Origin of the sequence: Streptomyces spinoverrucosus, assembly GCF_015712165.1 — a bacterium.
GTDB classification, from domain to species: domain Bacteria; phylum Actinomycetota; class Actinomycetes; order Streptomycetales; family Streptomycetaceae; genus Streptomyces; species Streptomyces spinoverrucosus_A.
Genome location: NZ_JADPZX010000001.1, coordinates 2,538,109 through 2,557,997, shown reverse-complemented (window position 1 = coordinate 2,557,997; position 19,889 = coordinate 2,538,109). Strand labels below are relative to the sequence as shown.

Sequence of the window (19,889 nt, the reverse complement as noted above, 5' to 3'; positions counted from 1 at the left end):
TACCGCTGGAGCCTTCCCACCCTATTCGGGTGGGCAATCCGGCACTTTGTTAACTACTCGCGCGTATGTCTACGCACAAGACCGGCCCCGTTCGGAATGAACGGGGCCGATGCTGGCACCAGGTCTGGAATGCGCCGCTACGACCGCGGTACTTGAAGAAGTTTGTTCGGTGAACCGAGGCCGCGCCCGGAGACCTTTCCGGAGGCCGCGCCCGCCACGAGCGCCTTGGCGACCTGCGCCGGAGTGGACTTCGGACGGCCCGCCAGATAGAGCGCGGCCGCGCCGGCGACGTGCGGCGACGCCATCGACGTACCCGAGAAGGTCGCCCGGGCGGTGTCGCTGCGGTGGCCGGCGGAGGTGATCGAGACACCTGGCGCGAACAGGTCCAGTGCCGAGCCGTGGTTGGAGAACGACGGCCGGGCGTCGGTGCGGTTCGTGGCGCCGACCGTGATCGCCTCGCGGACACCCGCCGGTGAGTAGAGCCCGGCCGGGAGTCCGTCGTTGCCCGCGGCGACGGTGTAGGTGACGCCGGAGGCGATGGAGTTGCGTACGGCGGCGTCCAACTGGGCGTTGTGGAAGCCGCCGAGGCTCACATTGGCGACGGCCGGTTTGCGGGCGTGCCTGGTCACCCAGTCGATCCCGGCGATGACCTGGGCGGTCGTACCGCCGCCGGCGTTGTCGAGCACGCGTACGGCGACGACCTTGGCCTTCTTGGCGATGCCCAGGTTCGCGCCGGCGACGGTGGCGGCGACGTGGGTGCCGTGCCCGTTCCCGTCGCCCGCCGACTTGTCCCGGCCGACGAAGTCCCAGCCGTAACTGGCCCGCCCGCCGAACTCCTTGTGGCTGATCCGGATCCCGGTGTCGATCACGTACACCGTGACCCCGCTGCCCGCCGAGTCGGGCCAGGTGTAGCGCTGGTCGAGCGGCAGGTTCCGCTGGTCGACGCGGTCCAGCCCCCAGGACGGCGGGTTCTTCTGGGTGTGCTCGGCGACCACGCGGGTGTCCTGGACGACGGAGGCGACGCGCGGATCGGCCGCGAGCCGTTTCGCCTGTCTCTCGTCGGCCCGTACGGCGTACCCGTTCAGCGCGGTGCCGTAGACATGGCTGATTCTGACCCCGTACCGGTCGGCGATGCCCCTGCCGCCCGCCGACGAGGCCGTCGTACCCCCCTTGAGCGTCACCACATAACTGCCGCTGACGGAACCGGGTGCCCCGGCCCCGACGATCCGCCCCTCCGGTGCGGCCTGCGCGGGCGGGACACCGGCCGTGAGGACCGCGGCACACGTCACCGCGGTCAGGCCCCCCACCCGGCGCAGACGCCAAGTTCGCGTCCGTGCCATGGTCTGCGTTCCCCTCCTCGCCTCGACGCCCGCCGACCCGCCCACGCGGGCACGGCACGCCGGTTGGCAGCCTCTCGTGCGGTGTGAACCACCACAAGGACGCGTGTGCGGGCGGAATCGGCCATATCGCCCGTGCGGGCCAGGCCCCCCAGCACCCCTGGCAGAAGACGGTCGTCGAGCACGAGGCGTGGCGGCGGGTGGTCTGCGAACGGCTCGACGAAGCCGCCGCCGAGGAGGCCGTGGGGCAGGTGCGGGACGCGGTCGCGCGGCTCGTCGGCCTGTGGGGGCGCACGACCGACGTCGCCGACACGTGGCTCGCCGAACACGGTGACATCTGGCGGCCCACGGGCAGCGAGAGCCGGATGCGACGCGGCATCGCGACCATGCTGTACGACTCCGCCTCCGCCCCCACGGGACGGGACGGCGACCGGCAACCGCCGGGCCTCAGCCTCACCGAGGCCGCCCTGCTCGTGGCGGGTCCCTTCCTCTACACCGCGTTCGGTACGCAGTTCGCCCATCTGGCACGGGACATCAGGCCCTGGACCCTGGTGGACGGCGCACCCGGGGCCACCGCGGACTGCGGCTTCGCCGACCGGGGAGCCTTCGACCGGTACTGCGCCGGGCATCTGGCGCTGATGGACCGGGAGCGCCGGGCCCGGCAGCGCGGCCGGGACGCCGAGGCCCGTGCCATCGCCTGGTGGCTCGCCCGGCAGTGGCTGCTGCGGCTGCCCGCGACCCGCGGTGCCGTACGGCGATCCGGGCTCGCCGGCCTGGAGCGTCTGCCGGACGGGCCGGAGTTCGAACCGGAGCTCGTCCGCGAGGTGCTCAGCCCCGACCGGTTGTGGCAGCTCGTCGAACTGATCGGCCTGGACCTGGAGCAGTGGCAGCCCTGCGAGCAGGACACCGTCGCCGCCCAGCGCGCCGCCGAGCACACGGTCGACTGGGAGATGGTCGGCACCCTCCTCACCGTCGCCCATCACATGTCCGTCGACCCGATGCTGCTCTCCTCCCTCGTCGCCGAACACCTCGGCGTCAGCGCCCCGTGGACGGCGAGTCCTTCCGCGCCGCACTGGGGAAGGTGACCTGGCAGCCGGACGGCCCGCGTCGCCGGGCGATGTCCACCGACTGCCCGCACCTCGCCGTCGAACTCGCCCTGAGCGAGCACACCGACGCCCTCGACCGTGCCATGCGGACCCTGCAACGGGGCCCGGTCGGCGAGCGCGCGGCGCTCTGGGGAGTTCCGGCGGCCTTCGGCGCGGGCAAGGTCACTCCCGCCCTCGCCCACATCCTCCGCGCCGCCGACCAACTCGACCGCACCCCCGCCGCCGTCGCCCGTCGTCTCGAACTGTTCGGGCACGTTCTGCCCGACGACGTGGAGTTCACGGACCCCGACGCGCCGTAGTGCCCCCCGATCATCCCAGCGCGCCCCCACCGACGCCGAAGTAACCACTACCGTCGACTCTGATGACGGGACGCACACCGCTGTGCGTCCTTCTCCGCACGCTGACGAGGTGGAATGTGAAGGCGATCCGTCGATTCACCGTCCGACCCGTTCTCCCCGAACCCCTTCGGCCGCTCAGTGATCTGGCGCGGAACCTGCGCTGGTCCTGGCACACGGAGACGCGCGAGCTGTTCCAGTCCGTCGATCCGGAGCGGTGGGCTTCGTCGGGCGGTGACCCAGTACGGCTGCTGGGCAGCGTCCCGCCCGCGCGGCTCGCCGAGCTGGCCGAGGACCGCCGCTTCCTGCGCCGGCTGACCACCGTCGCCGACGACCTGGGCGACTACGTCACCGGGGAGCGCTGGTACCAGGCGCAGCCCGGTGAACTGCCCGCCGCCGTCGCCTACTTCTCCCCGGAGTTCGGCATCACGGCAGCCCTGCCCCAGTACTCCGGCGGTCTCGGCATCCTCGCCGGCGACCACCTCAAGGCGGCCAGCGACCTCGGCGTACCGCTGATCGGGGTCGGGCTGCTCTACCGGCACGGATACTTCCGGCAGACCCTCTCCCGGGACGGCTGGCAGCAGGAGCACTACCCCGTCCTCGACCCCAACGAGCTGCCCCTCGTCCTGCTCAAGGAGGAGGACGAGACGCCCGCCCAGGTCACCCTCGCCCTGCCCGGCGGCCGGCAGTTGCGCGCCCGGATCTGGCTCGCCCAGGTCGGCCGGGTGCCGCTGCTGATGCTCGACTCCGACGTCGAGGAGAACGACCTCCGCGAGAGGGGCGTGACCGACCGGCTGTACGGCGGCGGCAGTGAGCATCGGCTGTTGCAGGAGATGCTGCTGGGGATAGGAGGTGTGCGGGCCGTGCGGACGTACTGCCGGCTCACCGGGCATCCCGAGCCCGAGGTCTTTCACACGAACGAGGGGCACGCCGGGTTTCTGGGGCTGGAGCGGATCGCCGAGCTGTGCGATGCCGGGCTCGACTTCGACTCCGGGCTGGAAGCCGTCCGTGCCGGTACCGTCTTCACCACCCACACGCCCGTCCCGGCCGGCATCGACCGCTTCGACCGCGAGCTGGTCGCCCGGCACTTCGGGCCGGACGCCGAACTCCCGCGCATCGACGTCGAGCGCATCCTCCAGCTCGGCATGGAGACGTATCCGGGCGGCGAACCCAACCTGTTCAACATGGCCGTGATGGGCCTGCGCCTGGCCCAGCGCGCCAACGGTGTCTCCCTGCTGCACGGCAACGTCAGCCGCGAGATGTTCTCCGGGCTCTGGCCGGGATTCGACCCCGACGAGGTGCCGATCACCTCCGTCACCAACGGCGTGCACGCCCCGACCTGGATCGCCCCCGAGGTGTTCGAGCTCGGCGCCCGGCAGGTCGGCGCCCAGCGCGCCGAGGACGCCTTCACCGCCGGCGGCGAGGAGCGGTGGGACGCCGTCGCCGACATCCCCGACCAGGACATCTGGGAGCTGCGCCGCAACCTGCGGGAACAGCTGGTGACCGAGGTACGGGAGCGGCTGCGGGCCTCCTGGCGGCAACGCGGCGCCGGGACGGCCGAGCTGGGCTGGATCGACGGCGTGCTCGACCCGGACGTCCTCACCATCGGGTTCGCCCGGCGGGTCCCGTCGTACAAGCGACTGACGCTGATGCTGCGCGACCGGGACCGGCTGATGGACCTGCTGCTGCACCCCGAGCGGCCGATCCAGATCGTCGTCGCGGGCAAGGCGCACCCGGCCGACGACGGCGGCAAGCGGCTCGTCCAGGAGCTGGTCCGGTTCGCCGACGACCCGCGGGTGCGGCACCGGATCGTGTTCCTGCCCGACTACGGCATGGCGATGGCGCAGAAGCTCTACCCCGGCTGCGACATCTGGCTGAACAACCCCCTGCGCCCCCTGGAGGCCTGCGGCACCAGCGGCATGAAGGCCGCGCTCAACGGCTGCCTCAACCTCTCCGTGCTGGACGGCTGGTGGGACGAGTGGTTCCAGCCCGACTTCGGCTGGGCGATCCCGACCGCCGACGGGGCGGGCACGGACCCCGACCGCCGCGACGACATCGAGGCGGCGGCGCTGTACGACCTGCTCGAACAGCGGGTCACGCCCCGCTTCTACGAGCGCGGCCCCGGCGGTCTGCCCGACCGCTGGATCGAGATGGTCCGCCAGACGCTCATGCTGCTCGGCCCGAAGGTGCTGGCCGGCCGGATGGTCGGCGAGTACGTGGAGCGGCTGTACGCCCCCGCCGCGCACGCCCACCGTGCGATGGACCCGGACTCGGCGCGCGAACTGGCCGAGTGGAAGACCCGGGTGCGCCGGTCCTGGCACGGCGTGCGGGTGGACCACGTCGAGACCTCGGCCACCACGGCGACGGCCGAACTCGGCTCGACCCTCACCGTCCGCGTCCGCGTCGCCCTCGGCGGCCTCGCCCCCGAGGACGTGGAGGTCCAGGCGGTCTCCGGGCGTGTGGACTCCGAGGACCGCATCGCCGACGCGTCGACGGTCCCGCTGAAACCGGCGGGCGGACTTGACGAGGGCCGGTGGGTGTACGAGGGCCCGCTGTCCCTGGACCGGACGGGCCCGTACGGCTACACGGTACGGATCCTGCCCGCGCACCGGCTGCTAGCGACGAGCGCGGAGCTGGGGCTGGTGGCGGTGCCGTCGGAGGATGTGGTGGAGGGGGCGGGGGTGTTGCTGCGCTGATGCGGTGAGGTGCGGTGCGGGAAGGGCTCAGTACTCGTTCTCCGGCTCACACAGCCGGCGCAGCACCTTCCCGTATTTCCGCGCGTACGCCGCCTGCAACCCCCGCGTCGCCGGTCCGCCCGCGCGTGCGTACCACTTCGCGCCCCGGCTGAACGCCGACACCGTCAGCCACACCGTGCCGTCCCCCGTCCGCTCCACCACGAACGCCTCCTCGCCGCACTCCGGGTGGCCGGTCAGCGTGCCGTAGGCCCAGCCGGCGCGGCGGTACTCGGACAGTGTCCAGACGACTCGGCAGGGGGCCTTGATCAGACCGGCGAGGGTGATGGTGACGTCGACGCCGGGGGCGGCGCGGTCGGCGGTGGCCTCGATGCCGAAGCCCGTCGCGCGGTGCATCTCCCAGGTGCACAGGGCCTCGGCGGCCCGGTGGAACACCCGCTCGCCCTCGCCGATGCGGGTACGCACGTGCAGGGGGTGGAAGCCGGGCGGGCAGAAGCCCGTCTCGCGGGTCGCGCCGACATCCTCGTACGTGAACGACATGCGCCAAGAGTAGGGCGGCACCCGGCGTCGCCTTCCCGCCGGGTGCCGCCGTCAACGAGACGTCAACTAGCTGACGTTCACCGCTGTCCAGGCCGACGCCACCGCGTTGTACTCGGTGCTGCCGGAGCCGTACAGGTCACGCGCCGCGTTCAGGGTCGCCGTACGGGCGCCCGAGTAGCGGGTTGTCGACGTCATGTACGTGGTCAGCGCCTTGTACCAGATCTGGACGGCCTTGGCGCGGCCGATGCCGGTGACCGTGGCGCCGTTGGACGTCGGCGAGTTGTAGGTGACCCCGTTGATGGTCTTGGTGCCGCTGCCCTCCGCCAGGAGGTAGAAGAAGTGGTTCGCCGGGCCGGAGGAGTAGTGGACGTCCAGGCTGCCCAGGTTCGACCGCCAGTAGTCGGCCGAGTTGCCGTCCTTGCTCGGCTGGTCCATGTAGCGCAGCGGGGTGCCGTTGCCGCGGATGTCGACCTTCTCGCCGATGAGGTAGTCACCGGGGTCGGAGGCGTTCGCCGCGTGGAACTCCACCGCCGTGCCGAGAATGTCGGAGGTGGCCTCGTTCAGGCCGCCGGACTCTCCGGAGTAGTTGAGCCCGGCCGTGTTCGAGGTGACGCCGTGCGTCATCTCGTGGCCCGCCACGTCCAGGGAGGTCAGCGGCTTGGCGTTGCCCGCGCCGTCGCCGTACGTCATGCAGAAGCAGCTGTCGGACCAGAAGGCGTTGACGTACGCGTTGCCGTAGTGGACGCGGGAGTACGCGGCGACGCCGTCGTTGCGGATGCCGTTGCGGCCGAGGACGTTCTTGTAGAAGTCCCAGGTGATCTGGGCGCCGTAGTGGGCGTCCACGGCGGCGGTCTGGGCATTGGACGACGAGCCGTTGCCCCAGGTGTCGTCGGCGTCGGTGAACAGGGTGCCGGTGCCGGAGGTGGCGCGGTTGAGGTTGTACGTACGGTTGTTGCCGCGGGCCGGGTCGGTCAGCCGGTACGTCGACCCCGACAGCGAGGTGCCGATCGTCACCGTTCCGCCGTACTGGCTGTGGCCGGTGCCGGTCTGGATCGCCTCCCACTCGTACAGTTTCTCGCCGGTGGTGGCGTCGGTGACGACGTGCAGTTCCTGCGGGGTGCCGTCGTGCTGGAAGCCGCCGACGACCGTCTCGTAGGCGAGCGTGGGCCTGCCCTCGGCCGCCCAGACGACCTTGCGGGGCGCGCGATCGGCCTCCGATCTGGTGGAACCCTCGGCCTCGGCCGCCTTCAGGGCCTGCTTCTCGGCGGTGGCCTTCGCGATGTCCGGGGTGAGGTCCGCGACCTTGACGGCGGCCTTCGTCGCCTTCGTGACGCCCAGCGTCTCGCCGGTCGGCGACTCGTGCACGACGAGGTCGCCGCCCAGGACGGGCAGGCCGGCGAAGGTCCGCTCATAGCGGGTGTGGAGGGTGCCGTCGGCGTCCTTGACGACGTCCCGGACGACGAGTTCTTCCTGGGTGCCGAGGCCTATCTCGCTCGCCGTGTCCGTCTTCTCCGTGTCCGCCTGCTGGATCAGGGCCGTGCGGGCGGTGGGGGAGAGCGCGAGCGGGGTGGCCGCGCGGGCGGTGGGCTCCGCCGGGGGCTGGGCGGAAGCCGAGGTCAGGCTCGTGGTGAGGAGGGCTCCGGCCGCCACCGCGGTCGCGATGGCCAGGGTGGTGCGCCGGTGAGGACGCGTGATGCGGGGAGTGCGGGGGGTCACACAAACTCCTTGAGTGGGGGGTTACCGGGAAGTTGTGCGGCGGGTGAGGGAAGAGTGACATCAGTGCCGCGTACATGTCATGACCCCGAAGTGATGTTGGCTCAAAGCTGTCTGACCGGTGAACGTTTCAGAAATGTAAAGCGGGTGCCGCCCCGGGGAGTTGAGCTTCCCGGAGCGGCACCCGGCTGCTGTCGCCCGCGACTTACGGGAACGTCAGTTTCCAGCCGTTGATGTAGCCGGTGTCCCGCGCCGCCTGGTCCTGCACCCTCAACCGCCAGGTGCCGTCGGCGACTTCGGAGGAGGCGTTGACGGTGTAGGTGGTGTTGACGTTGTCCGCCGAGTCCGAGGAGCTGAAGTTCTTCAGGCGGTACGCCGTCCCGTCCGGGGCCAGCAGGTCGATCACCAGGTCACCGCGCCAGGTGTGCACGATGTCCACGGCCACCTGGAGGTTCGCCGGGGCGTTGCCCGCCCGCCCGGACACGGCGATCGACGAGGTCACGGCCGCCCCGTTGTCCGGGATCGACACGTCGCCGGTGTTCTCGAAGGAGGTGCCGCCGCCCGGACCGCCGGGGCGCGTACCGACCGCGACGCCCGCCCACGCGTCCTGCACCGCCTTGTACTCGGCACTCGTCGTGCCGTACAGCTCACCGGCGACCGCCAGCGTGCCGGTGCGGGCGCCCGCGTAGTTGGTGGTGGAGGTGAACTTCGTGGTGAGCGCCTTGAACCAGATCTGCTCCGCCTTCGCCCGGCCGATGCCGGTGACCGGAAGCCCGTCCGCGGTCGGCGAGTTGTAGCTGACGCCGTTGACGACCTTGGCGCCGCTGCCCTCGCTCAGCAGGTAGAAGAAGTGGTTCGCGGGACCGGACGAGTAGTGCACGTCGATCGAGCCGATGCCCGAGTACCAGTTGTCCTTCGACGCGCCGTCCTTGCTCGGCTGGTCCATGTAGCGCAGCGGCGTGCCGTCGCCGTTGATGTCGATCTCCTCGCCGATGAGGTAGTCACCGACGTCGGAGGGGTTGTTCGCGTAGAACTCGACGGCCGCGGCGAGGATGTCGGAGGTCGCCTCGTTCAGGCCACCGGACTCGCCGCTGTAGACGAGCTTCGCGGTCGCCGAGGTCAGGCCGTGGGTCATCTCGTGCGCGGCCACGTCGATCGAGACCAGCGGGTTGGCGTTGCCCGATCCGTCGCCGTACGTCATGCAGAAGCAGCTGTCGGACCAGAACGCGTTGACGTAGTTGTTGCCGTAGTGGACCCGCGAGTAGGCGCCGACGCCGTCGCCGCGGATGCCGCTGCGGCCGTGCACGTTCTTGTAGTAGTCCCAGGTCAGCGCGGCCCCGTAGTGGGCGTCGGCGCCGGCCGACTCCAGGTTGGACGGGCTGCCGTTGCCCCAGACGTCGTCCGGGCCGGAGAAGAGCGTGCCGGTGCCGGAGGTGCCGCGGTTCAGGTTGTACGTGCGGTGGTTGCCGCGCGCTCCGTCGGTGAGGTTGTACGTCGAGCCGGACTGGGTCGTGGTGAGCGGGACCGTGCCGCTGTACACCGTGTTCCCGGTGCCGTTCTTGACGGCCTCCCACTCGTACAGCTTCTCGCCGGTGGTGGCGTCGGTGACGACGTGCAGTTCCTGCGGGGTGCCGTCGTGCTGGAGGCCGCCGACGACCGTCTCGTAGGCGAGGGTCGGCCTGCCGCTCGCGGCCCAGACGACCTTGCGCGGTTCACGGCTGACGTCCGGGCTCTTGGCGTCCTCGGCGCGGGCGGCGCCGAGCGCCTGCCGCTCCGCCGTCGCGGCGGCGATCGTCGGCTGGAGCGAGGGCACCTTGACGGTGACGCGGGTGGCCTTGGTGACGGCCTCGGTGGCGCCGGACTTCGACGTCTGGACGACCAGGTCGCCGCCGAGGACCGGCAGGCCGGCGTACGTCCGCTCGTAGCGGGTGTGGACCGTGCCGTCGGCGTCCTTGACGACGTCCCGGACCAGGAGCTTCTCCTGGGCGCCCAGGCTCAGCTCCCGTGCCGTCTCCGCCTTCCCGGCGTCGGCCTCGCGGATCAGCGCCGCGCGCTGGGCCGGGGTGAGCTTCACGGGCAGGGCGCCCGGGTCCGCCTTGGCCGACGCCGACGGTGCCTTCTCCGGGGCGGCGGTCGCGGCGCCGGACTGCACGGCGGCGGCGAGGAAGGCGGCGACGCCGACCAGGGCGACGGCCGCTACGCGGGGGGTGCGTCTGTGGGAGGAACCGTTGCTCGATGAGGAACTGCTACTCAACACTGACTCCTTCTGCGTGGCCGCGGGTCGCGCGGCCAGGGGAGATCCGGGCGGCGAGGGGGCCGTCCGGGCAGAACGCGAAACCAGGTGCACGCGGCCACGGGAACAACACAGCGACGTGGATGTGGGGTTGCTGTGAAGTGGCCGTGAGAAGCGTGACACCGAGCGCGTGGACTGTCAGGAGCGCGTCAAAATTTTGGCCGGAAATCGTTCGTTGTCCGGGAGTTCACGTTCGATATGCGGATTTGCGGCAGTGCGGATGCGCGGGTCCCTACGCCGTCGGCTCCCCGTGCCACGTCCGCCACAGCCGTGCGTACGCCCCGCCCGCCGCCACCAGCTCCTCGTGCGTGCCGAGTTCGGTGATCCGCCCGGCCTCCATCACCGCCACCCGGTCCGCGTCGTGCGCGGTGTGCAGCCGGTGCGCGATCGCGATGACCGTACGGCCCTTCAGTACGGCGGCCAGGGCGCGCTCGGTGTGCCGGGCGGTCGCCGGATCGAGCAGCGCGGTGGCCTCGTCGAGGATCAGCGTGTGCGGGTCGGCCAGGACGACGCGGGCGAGGGCGAGTTGCTGGGCCTGCGAGCCGTCGGTGCGGCTCGCTCCCGCACCCAGCTCGGTGTCGAGGCCGGCGGGCAGCGCGCGCACCCAGGTGTCGGCGCCGACCGCGGTGAGCGCGGTCCACAACTCCTCGTCCGTGGCGGTCGGTTCGGCGATCAGGAGGTTGTCGCGGACCGTGCCGAGGAAGACGTGGTGCTCCTGCGTCACCAGCACGACCTGGCGCCGCAGCCGCTCCGGTCCCAGCCCGGCGACCGGCACCCCGCCCACCGTGACGCTGCCCGCGCTCGGCGCGTCGACGCCGGCCAGCAGCCTGCTCAGCGTGGACTTGCCCGCGCCGGACGGGCCGACGACCGCGAGCCGCTCCCCGGGCCGGATCGTCAGGTCGACGCCCCGCAGGACCTCGCCGCCCCGGTCGTAGGCATAGCGCACGCCGGTCATGTCGATGCGGTCGTCGGCCGGGTCGGGGGAGTCGGCCGGAGCCGTGCGGGGCGCGAGCGCCAGCCCCTCCACACGGGCGAAGGAGGCGTTGCTCATCTGCAACTGCTCGACGCGGATCAGGAACACGTCCAGCGGCTGGGTGACCTGCCGCAGATACAGCGCGGCGGCCGCGACCGCCCCGAGGGTCACCGTCCCGCGCTCGTGCAGGAAGCCGCCGACCAGCAGCACGCCGACGACCGGGAAGGAGTAGGCCAGGTCCACGGGCGGGAAGAACACGCTGCGCAGCCACAGGGTGTGCAGCCGGGTGCGGCGCGCCTCCTGAAGCGCGTCCCGGCTCGCCGCGATCCGGCGCTTGTGGAGCCCGAACGCCTCGATCGTGCGGGCGCCGGTCGCCGTGGCCGCGAGGACCTCGGCGACGTCGGAGGTGGCCGCGCCCTCGGCGAGGTAGGCGGAGCGCGCCCGGCGCATGTACCAGCGCAGGGGGAACCAGATGCCGAGCCAGCCCAGCAGCGCGCACGCGCCCAGCAGCGGGTCCAGCGCGACGACCGCGCCGAACAGGAACAGCACCTGCAACGAGGCGATGAGCAGCTCGGGCCCGGCGTCCCGCAACGTGGTGCCGACGGCGGTGACATCGGCGGTGCCGCGGGCCGTCAGATCCCCGGTCCCGGCCCGCTCCACCACCGACGCGGGCAACGACAGCGCCCGGTCGACGAAGCCCTCCCGGATCCGCGCCAGCGTCCGCTCCCCGAACCGGTGCCCGGCGTACCGCGCCCACCGCGACAGCAGCAGCTGCGCCAGCGCGCACCCGACGAGCGCGAGGGCCAGCCGGTCGACGACGTCGACGCCGCCGCCCGCCCGCACCTCGTTGATGATCAGGCCCAGCAGCCACGGCCCGGCCAGTCCGACCCCGGCGGCCAGCGCGTTCAGCGCCAGTACGGCGGCGAAGGCCCGCCCGTCGACCCGGATCAGTGCGGCCATCGCCCGCCGCACCTCGGCGGGCCCGGCGACGGGCAACTGGCCCGGCTGCCCGCTCATCGCACCACCTCCGCCGCGTCCGCATCCGCGTCGCGCGCCACCAGCGCCCGGTATCCGGGCACGTACGCCAGCAGCTCCTCATGGGTCCCACTGGCCGCGACCTTGCCGTCGACCAGGAAGTACACGGTGTCCGCCCGGTCCAGCACCAGCGGCGACGTGGTGGTGACGACGGTCGTACGACCCTTGCGCGCCCCCCGCATCCGCTCCGCGACCGCCGCCTCGGTGTGCGCGTCGAGCGCGGACGTCGGCTCCACGGTGAGCAGTACCTCGGGGTCGGCCAGCAGCGCCCGCACCAGCCGTACCCGCTGCTGCTGGCCGCCGGAGAGGTTGCGCCCCTGGGCGTCGATCCGCGAGTCGAGCCCGTCCGGCAGGCCCCGCACGATGTCGTCGGCCACGGCGGCATGCACGGCTCGCGCCACTGCCGTGTCGTCGGCGTCGGTACGCCGCCCGAGGATTACCTCCCGCAGGGTCCCCGCGAACAGGTCGGCCTCGTGGTCCGCGACCAGGATCCGCTGCCGCACCTGCGCGAGCGCGATCCCGTCCAGCCGTACGCCGCCCCAGGTCGCGTCCGACGGCGTGTACCGCCCGAGCCGGTCGACGACCTCCGCCGCGTCGGCGGGCCGCTCGCAGGCCAGCGCCGTCAGCCGCCCCGGCAGCACCCGCACGCCCGAGGCCGGGTCGTGCAGCACGGACGGCTCGGCCGGGGCGTCGTGCGCTCCGCCGCCGTCCAGCGGGTCGAGCCGCAGGAACCGTACGACCCGGCGCGCGGCCACCAGCCCGCGGCTGACCTGCTGGCCGAACTCCAGGAAGTACGCCACCGGCACCACCAGCACCGCGACATAGCCGTAGACGGACACCAACTCGCCCACGGTGATCTCCCCTTGGGCCACCAGCCGGGCGGCGAGCCAGGTCACCACGGCCAGGAACACCGTCGGCAGGCCGAGGCCCAGCGCCTGGATCCAGCTGGTCACCGCCCCGACCCGGTAGCCCTCCTCGCGCAGCCGCCGGGAGTCGCGGCGGAAGGCCTCGGCGACCAGCTCCTTGCCGCCGAGTCCGCCCAGCACGCGCAGCCCGCCGGCCAGGTCGCCGATGCGTGCGGTCAGCGTGCCCTGCCGTTCCCGGTAGACGGTCTCGGTGCCCTGCAGACGGCCCATCAGCGGCCCGACCAGGACGCCGATCACCGGCACGCCCAGCAGGATCACGGTGGCCAGCAGCGGGGACACGGCGAGCAGCAGCGCGGCGACGACGGCGTACGCGACGACCGCGCCGACACCCGGGCCGATCACGGTCAGGGCGGTGGCGACGGTCTGCACATCGCCCACGCCGATCGTGACGACCTCACCGGCGGCGACCTGCCGGCGCAACGAGGCACCGAGCCGGACCGCCTGCCCGACCACGACCTTGACCGTGCGGAAGTTGGCGTCCATCCGCACCCGGGTCATGGTGCGGTGCCGGGCGATGTTCAGCCAGGCGTCGAGCGCCCCGGCCACCAGCACGGCCGCCGCCCAGCCGAGCAGCGCGGCCCGGTCACCGGGCTCAAGGCCGTCGTCGATGGCGCGGGCCAGCAGATACGGCACCACCGCGGGCATCGCCAGCGACACGACCCCCAGCAACGCCCCCGCCGCCGACCGACCCGGCTGACTGCGCACCAGCCACCACAGATAGCGGGCGGGACTTCGGCTGTCGGGCGTGCCGGGATCCTCGTACGCGTCGATCATCGCTCCCCGTCCCCGGCCCCGTTCGCGGTGCTCACGCCAGACTGTCCCGCCACGCCCGGTGCAGCCCCGCGAACCGCCCCGTGCCCGCCACGAGTTCGGCCGGGCTGCCGTCCTCCACGATCCGGCCGTGCTCCATCACCAGCACCCGGTCCGCGATCTCCACCGTCGACAGCCGGTGCGCGATCACGACGGCCGTACGGTCCTTCAGCACCGTCGCCATCGCCCGCTGCACCGCCCGCTCACCCGGGATGTCCAGCGAGCTGGTCGCCTCGTCGAGGATCAGCACCGCCGGGTCGGCGAGCAACGCCCGTGCGAACGCGACGAGTTGACGCTGACCGGCCGAGATGCGGCCGCCCCGCTTGCGGACGTCCGTGTCGTACCCCTCGGGCAGCGCCGCGATGAAGTCGTGCGCGCCGATCGCCTTCGCGGCGCCCTCGATCTCCTCGCGGCTCGCGTCCGGCCGCCCGATGGCGATGTTCTCGGCGACGGTGCCGGAGAACAGGAACGACTCCTGCGTCACCATCACCACCCCGCGCCGCAGCTCCGGCACCGCCAGCTCGCGCAGGTCCACCCCGTCCAGCAGCACCCGCCCGTCGGTCGGGTCGTAGAAGCGGGCCAGCAGCTTCGCCAGCGTCGACTTGCCCGCGCCCGTGGAGCCGACCACCGCCACCGTCTGCCCGGCGGGGAGCGTGAGGTCGAAGCGGGGCAGCACCTCACCGCCGGTGCGGTAGGCGAAGCGCACGCCGTCGAAGACGACCTCGCGGCCGGGGTGCTCGCAGGCGAGGGCCGGGAGCTCCTTCGGCGCCGTCGGCTCCGGCACCGACGGCGTCTGGGCCAGCAGACCGGCGATCTTCTCCAGCGAGGCCGCCGCCGACTGGTAGGAGTTCAGGAACATGCCGAAACGGTCGATCGGGTCGTACATCCGCCGCAGATACAGCACCGCCGCCGCGAGCACGCCCAGCGCCAGAGTGCCGTCCGCGACGCGGTACGCGCCCCACAGCACGATCAGCGCGACCGCCGTGTTGCCGACGATCCGCGAACCGACGACATAGCGGGCCATCTCCAGCAGCGCGTCGCCGTTCGTCCGCTCGTGCCGCCGGTTCAGCACACGGAACTCGGCGTCGTTGGCGGCCTCCCGGCGAAACGCGCGCACCGGGCGGATGCCGTTCATCGTCTCCACGAACTTCACGATCACCGCGGCGATCGCGGTCGACCGCGTCGTGTACACCCGCCGCGCCCGCCGCCGGTACTGCCGGACCAGCCACCACAGCGGTCCGAACGACGCCACCGCCACCGCGCCGAGGCCCAGGTCCAGCCAGAGCAGGATCGCCGCGACGTACACGCAGGACAGGATCACCGTCACCAGCTCCTGGAGCCCCTCCTCCAGCAGCTCGCGCAGCGACTCGACGTCCGTGGTGGAGCGGGAGATCAGTCGACCGCTCGTGTATCGCTCGTGGAAGTCGATGCTCAGCGCCTGCGCATGGCGGAAGATCCGGCCGCGCAGATCGAGCAGCACGTCCTGGCTGACCCGGGCGGAGGTGACGACGAAGGCGTACTGGAGCGCGCCGGAGGCGGCCGCGCACAGCAGATAGCCGACCGCCACCGCGATCAGCGGCCCGCTGTCGTGGGCGCGGAACGCGGGCACGGCGTCGTCGATGGCGTACGCCACCAGCAGCGGGCCCGCCTGCACGGCCGCCTGCTGCAGAAGCAGCAGGAGCGTGGTCAGGGCGACCCGGGCCCTCATCGGCGCGAGCAGGGACCGCAGCAGCGTCCCGGTCGCGCCCGGCGGGGTGGGCAGGACGTCCTTGTCGAACGGGTCGCCGGCCCTGGGCGGCTCCTGCGGCTCGTCGTCGGTGACGGGGGCGGAGATGGTGGTCGACGTGGTCATCCGGCTGCCTCCAGTTCCGTCCCGGACATCAGGTGGGCGTACTCGGCGTTGTCGCGCAGCAGTTCGTGGTGCGTGCCGACGGCCGCGATCCGGCCGTCGGACAGCAGGGCGACCCGGTCGGCGAGCAGCACCGTCGACGGACGGTGCGCCACGATCAGGGCGGTGGTGTCGGCGAGCACGTCCCGCAGGGCGGCCTCCACGGCGGCCTCCGTGTGCACGTCCAGCGCGGACAGCGGGTCGTCTAGCACCAGGAAGTCCGGCCGTCCCACGACCGCCCTGGCAAGCGCCAGCCGCTGCCGCTGACCGCCGGACAGGCTCAGCCCCTGCTCGCCGACCTGCGTGTCCGTGCCCTGCGGCAACGCGTGCGCGAACTCGGCCTGGGCGACGGCGAGGGCGCGGTGCAGCTCGGCGTCCGAGGCGTCGGCGGCGGCGCCCATGAGGACGTTCTCCCCGACGCTCGCCGAGAACAGCGTGGGCTCCTCGAACGCGACGGCGACCTTGGCGCGCAGCTCCTGGCGGGACATGGCGGCGATGTCGACACCGTCGAGCGTGATCCGCCCCGACGTCACCTCGTGCAGCCGGGGGACGAGCGCGGTGAGGGTGGTCTTGCCACTGCCGGTGGAGCCGACCAGGGCCAGGGACTCGCCGGGGCGGATGTGCAGGTCGATGTGGTCGAGGACGGGCGGCGAGCCGGCGGGGGCGTCGGGGTAGCGGAAACCGACGGCGTGGAAGCGCAGGCCTCGGTCCGGCGATGCCTTGGTGGTGCCGGTCGTGGCGGTGGCCGTCTCCGGTTCCGCGTCCATCACCTCGAAGTACCGCTCCGTCGCCGTCGCCGCCTCCTGGCTCATCGCCAGCAGGAAGCCGATCGAGTCGACCGGCCAGCGCAGGGCCAGTGCCGTGGACAGGAAGGCGACGAGTGTCCCCGCCGACAGCTCCCCGTCGGCCACCCGCACGGTCCCCAGCACGAGCGCCGCCCCGATGGCCACCTCCGGCAACGTCACGATCACGCCCAGGATCGTCGCCAGCAGCCGGGCCTTGCGCAGCTCCGTCCCGCGCAGCGTCCGCGACAGCGCGCGGAAGGCCCGCGCCTGACTGCGATGCCGCCCGAACCCCTTGATGATCCGGATGCCGAGCACGCCCTCCTCGACGACCGTCGTCAGATCACCGACCTGGTCCTGCGCGCGCCGCGCCGCCTCGGCGTACCGCTTCTCGAAGATCACGCAGCTGACGACCACCGGCACCGCGGGCACCAGGATCACCAGCCCCAGCGTGAGGTCCTGCATCAGCATGATGATCACGCCGACCAGGATCGTCACCCCGTTGACCAGCAGGAACGTCAACGGAAAGGCCAGGAACATGCGCAGCAGCATCAGATCGGTGGTGCCCCGGGACAGCAACTGCCCCGACGGCCACCGGTCGTGGAACGCCACCGGCAGCCGCTGCAGATGCCCGTACAGCTCCGCCCGCATCGACGCCTCGACCCCCGCCAGCGGCCGCGCCACCAGCCACCGCCGCAGCCCGAACAGCAGCGCCTCGGCCAGCCCGAGCAGCAGCAGGAACAGCGCGCCGAGCCACACGCCCGCCGGGTCCCGGTCGGCGACCGGCCCGTCCACGAGCCACTTCAGCACGAACGGGATCACCAGCCCGACGCAGGACGCGACGATCGCGACGAACGCGGCGGTGAACAGACGGGCCCGCACCGGCCTGACGTAGGGCCACAGGCGCAGCAGCGAGCGGACGGCGGAGCGGTCTCGGGTCGTGGTGGCACGTGTCGTGGACATCAGTGGCGAGCCTACGGATCGGCACTGACAACGCCCACCGAGTTTTGGCCGGACCACGGTCCGCCGTTGGACCTACGACCTGCGCGTTCGAAGAGCCGAACCCCCGGAGGCGAACCTTGGGCGCCGAATCCCAGGAGCCGAACCCCAGGAGCCGAACCCCAGCAGGCGAACCCGCTATCCCACCACCCGCAACAGCACCACCGCCCGCGCCGGCACCGTCACCGGCGCCCCCGCCCGGTGCGTCACCTCCGGCGCCTCGGCCTGCTCCTCCCGCGAGGTGTCGACGACCACCTCGTACCGCTCCGCCCACGGCGGCCCCGGCAGGACGAAGCTCACCGGCCGTTCCCCGGCGTGCAGCACGGCGAGGAAGCTGTCGTCGAGGATCGGCGCACCCCGCTCGTCCCGGCCCGGGATGTCCCGCCCGGACAGATACATGCCGACGGTCGCCGCCGGCGCGTACCAGTCCCGTTCGGTCATCTCCGTGCCCCGCGCGGTGAACCACGCCAGGTCCCGCAGCCCGTCCGCCGAGTGCGCCCGACCGGAGAAGAACGCCCGCCGCCGCAGCACGGGGTGCCGGTGCCGTAGTTCGATCAGACGGGACGTCAGGTCGAACAGCGCCTTCCAGCCCGGTTCCTCCAGCAGCCCCCAGTCCACCCAGCTGATCTCGTTGTCCTGGCAGTACGCGTTGTTGTTGCCCCGCTGGGTGCGCCCCAGCTCGTCGCCGGCGACCAGCATCGGCACGCCCGTCGACAGCAGCAGGGTGGTCAGCAGGTTGCGCAACTGCCGCCGCCGCAGCGCCCGTACCCGCTCGTCGTCGGTCTCGCCCTCCACCCCGCAGTTCCAGGTCCGGTTGTCGTCCGTGCCGTCCCGGTTGCCCTCGCCGTTCGCCTCGTTGTGCTTGCGCTCGTACGACACGAGGTCGCGCAGGGTGAAACCGTCGTGCGCGGTGATGAAGTTGACCGAGGCGTACGGCCGCCGCCCGCCCCAGGCGTAGAGGTCGCTGGAGCCCGACAGCCGGTAGCCCATCTCGCGTACGTCGGGCAGCGCGTGCCGCCAGAAGTCCCGGACGGCGTTGCGGTAGCGGTCGTTCCACTCCGTCCACAGGGGTGGGAAGGCGCCCACCTGGTAGCCGCCGGAGCCGACGTCCCACGGCTCGGCGATCAGCTTCACCCGGCGCAGCACCGGGTCCTGCGCGATGACGGCGAGAAACGGGGACAGCATGTCCACGTCGTGCATCGACCGGGCGAGCGCCGCCGCCAGGTCGAACCGGAAGCCGTCCACGCCCATCTCCGTCACCCAGTAGCGCAGCGAGTCGGTGATCAGGCGCAGCACGTGCGGCTGGACGACGTGCAGCGTGTTCCCGCAGCCGGTGTAGTCCGCGTACCGGCGGGCGTCGGACTGGAGCCGGTAGTAGCCGCGGTTGTCGATGCCCTTCAGCGAGAGTGTCGGGCCGAGCTCTCCGGCCTCCGCCGTGTGGTTGTAGACGACGTCCAGGATGACCTCGATCCCGGCCGCGTGCAGCGCGCGCACCATCCGTTTGAACTCGCCGACCTGCTGCCCGCGCGTGCCGGACGCGGCGTACGCGGCGTGCGGGGCGAAGTAGCCGATGGAGTTGTAGCCCCAGTAGTTCTTCAGGCCCCTGCGCAGCAGATGGTCCTCGTGCGCGAACTGGTGCACGGGCAGCAGCTCGACGGCCGTGATGCCCAGCTGCGTGAGGTGCTCGATCGCCGCCGGGTGGGCCAGGCCCGCGTAGGTGCCGCGCAGTTCCTCGGGGATCCCTGGGTGCAGCTTGGTGAAGCCGCGCACGTGCAGTTCGTAGATCACCGAGTCGGCCCACGGCGTCTTCGGGCGGCGGTCGTCCGCCCATTCGTCGTCGGGTGCGTCATCGTGGACGACGACACCCTTCGGGACGTACGGCGCCGAGTCCCGTTCGTCGCGCACGGTGTCCGCGACCTGCTGCTGAGGCCAGTCCCGGACGTGCCCGTACACCTCCGGCGGCAGGCTGAAGTCGCCGTCCACCGCACGCGCGTAGGGGTCGAGCAGCAGCTTCGCCGGGTTCCAGCGGCCGCCGGTCCACGGATCCCAGCGGCCGTGCACCCGATAGCCGTAGCGCTGCCCCGGCATGACTCCCGGCACGAAGCCGTGCCAGATCTCATGGGTCAGCTCGGTCAGGCGGTGCCGTCGTTCCGTGCCCTCCTCGTCGAACAGGCACAGCTCCACCGCCTCCGCCCCGCCCGCCCACAGTGCGAAGTTGGTGCCCGCCACCCCGTCCGGGCCGACCCGGAAGCGGGCCCCCAGCGGTGTCGGCGCACCCGGCCACACCGGCACCGCCGTGGCCGGCGCGGCGCGCGGCGCGCCGTTCAACGCGGCGGCCGGGCGTCCGCCCTGCCCGGCCACCGTCTCCTGCTCGGCTGCGCTGGACACCTGTCAGCCTCCCGCGGCTCGTGGCGACGACGTCGGCCGGGGCGCGGCGTCCCTTCCGCGGGGCCCGGCCC

11 protein-coding genes and 1 pseudogene are annotated in these 19,889 nt (G+C 72.4%); 3 read left to right on the top strand and 9 right to left on the bottom strand.

Annotated elements, in window-relative coordinates:
• Window positions 1-137: 137 nt before the first annotated feature.
• Window positions 138-1,340, bottom strand: a complete 1,203-nt coding sequence (locus tag I2W78_RS11340) for a S8 family peptidase (protein ID WP_196459179.1) — start codon at window positions 1,338-1,340, stop codon at window positions 138-140.
• Here I2W78_RS11340 and I2W78_RS11335 point away from each other — a divergent pair.
• From I2W78_RS11335 to I2W78_RS11325, 3 genes and pseudogenes are all read left to right on the top strand, one after another.
• Window positions 1,334-2,556: pseudogene (locus I2W78_RS11335) on the top strand (HD domain-containing protein); the annotation flags it as partial. The gene I2W78_RS11340 and the pseudogene I2W78_RS11335 overlap by 7 nt on opposite strands.
• Window positions 2,536-2,742, top strand: a complete 207-nt coding sequence (locus I2W78_RS41845; protein ID WP_445330153.1) for a wHTH domain-containing protein — start codon at window positions 2,536-2,538, stop codon at window positions 2,740-2,742. The pseudogene I2W78_RS11335 and the gene I2W78_RS41845, both read left to right, overlap by 21 nt.
• A gap of 116 nt (window positions 2,743-2,858) precedes the next feature.
• Window positions 2,859-5,474 (top strand): glycosyltransferase family 1 protein, encoded by a 2,616-nt coding sequence (locus I2W78_RS11325; protein ID WP_196464507.1) that lies wholly within the window; start codon window positions 2,859-2,861, stop codon window positions 5,472-5,474.
• Between the two features lie 27 nt (window positions 5,475-5,501).
• Here the strand turns inward: I2W78_RS11325 and I2W78_RS11320 are convergent, their stop codons facing one another.
• The 8 genes from I2W78_RS11320 to glgX form a co-directional block, all read right to left on the bottom strand.
• Entirely contained in the window at window positions 5,502-6,011 is a 510-nt protein-coding gene (locus tag I2W78_RS11320) for a DUF1990 family protein (RefSeq protein ID WP_196459172.1), read from the bottom strand.
• Between the two features lie 66 nt (window positions 6,012-6,077).
• A complete protein-coding gene (locus I2W78_RS11315; RefSeq protein WP_307783670.1) occupies window positions 6,078-7,727 on the bottom strand; it encodes a M4 family metallopeptidase in 1,650 nt (549 codons plus the stop codon).
• Window positions 7,728-7,929: 202 nt separating this feature from the next.
• Entirely contained in the window at window positions 7,930-9,981 is a 2,052-nt protein-coding gene (locus I2W78_RS11310) for a M4 family metallopeptidase (RefSeq protein WP_374222659.1), read from the bottom strand.
• 268 nt (window positions 9,982-10,249) lie between these two features.
• The gene (locus tag I2W78_RS11305; RefSeq protein ID WP_196459168.1) at window positions 10,250-12,007 is read right to left on the bottom strand and encodes an ABC transporter ATP-binding protein; all 1,758 of its coding nucleotides are present in this window, start codon (window positions 12,005-12,007) and stop codon (window positions 10,250-10,252) included.
• Complete coding sequence (locus I2W78_RS11300) at window positions 12,004-13,725, bottom strand: ABC transporter transmembrane domain-containing protein (protein ID WP_196459166.1); 1,722 nt, start codon at window positions 13,723-13,725, stop codon at window positions 12,004-12,006. Before I2W78_RS11300 ends, I2W78_RS11305 begins: the two co-directional genes overlap by 4 nt.
• Window positions 13,726-13,756: 31 nt before the next feature.
• Window positions 13,757-15,613 carry an ABC transporter ATP-binding protein gene (locus I2W78_RS11295; protein ID WP_196459164.1) on the bottom strand — a complete coding sequence of 619 codons (1,857 nt, stop codon included), beginning with the start codon at window positions 15,611-15,613 and terminating at the stop codon, window positions 13,757-13,759.
• A complete protein-coding gene (locus tag I2W78_RS11290; RefSeq protein WP_196459162.1) occupies window positions 15,610-17,394 on the bottom strand; it encodes an ABC transporter ATP-binding protein in 1,785 nt (594 codons plus the stop codon). The genes I2W78_RS11295 and I2W78_RS11290 overlap by 4 nt, the downstream gene beginning before the upstream one ends.
• 174 nt (window positions 17,395-17,568) lie before the next feature.
• Window positions 17,569-19,818 carry a glycogen debranching protein GlgX gene (gene glgX / locus I2W78_RS11285; RefSeq protein WP_196459160.1) on the bottom strand — a complete coding sequence of 750 codons (2,250 nt, stop codon included), beginning with the start codon at window positions 19,816-19,818 and terminating at the stop codon, window positions 17,569-17,571.
• Between the last annotated feature and the right edge of the window lie 71 nt (window positions 19,819-19,889).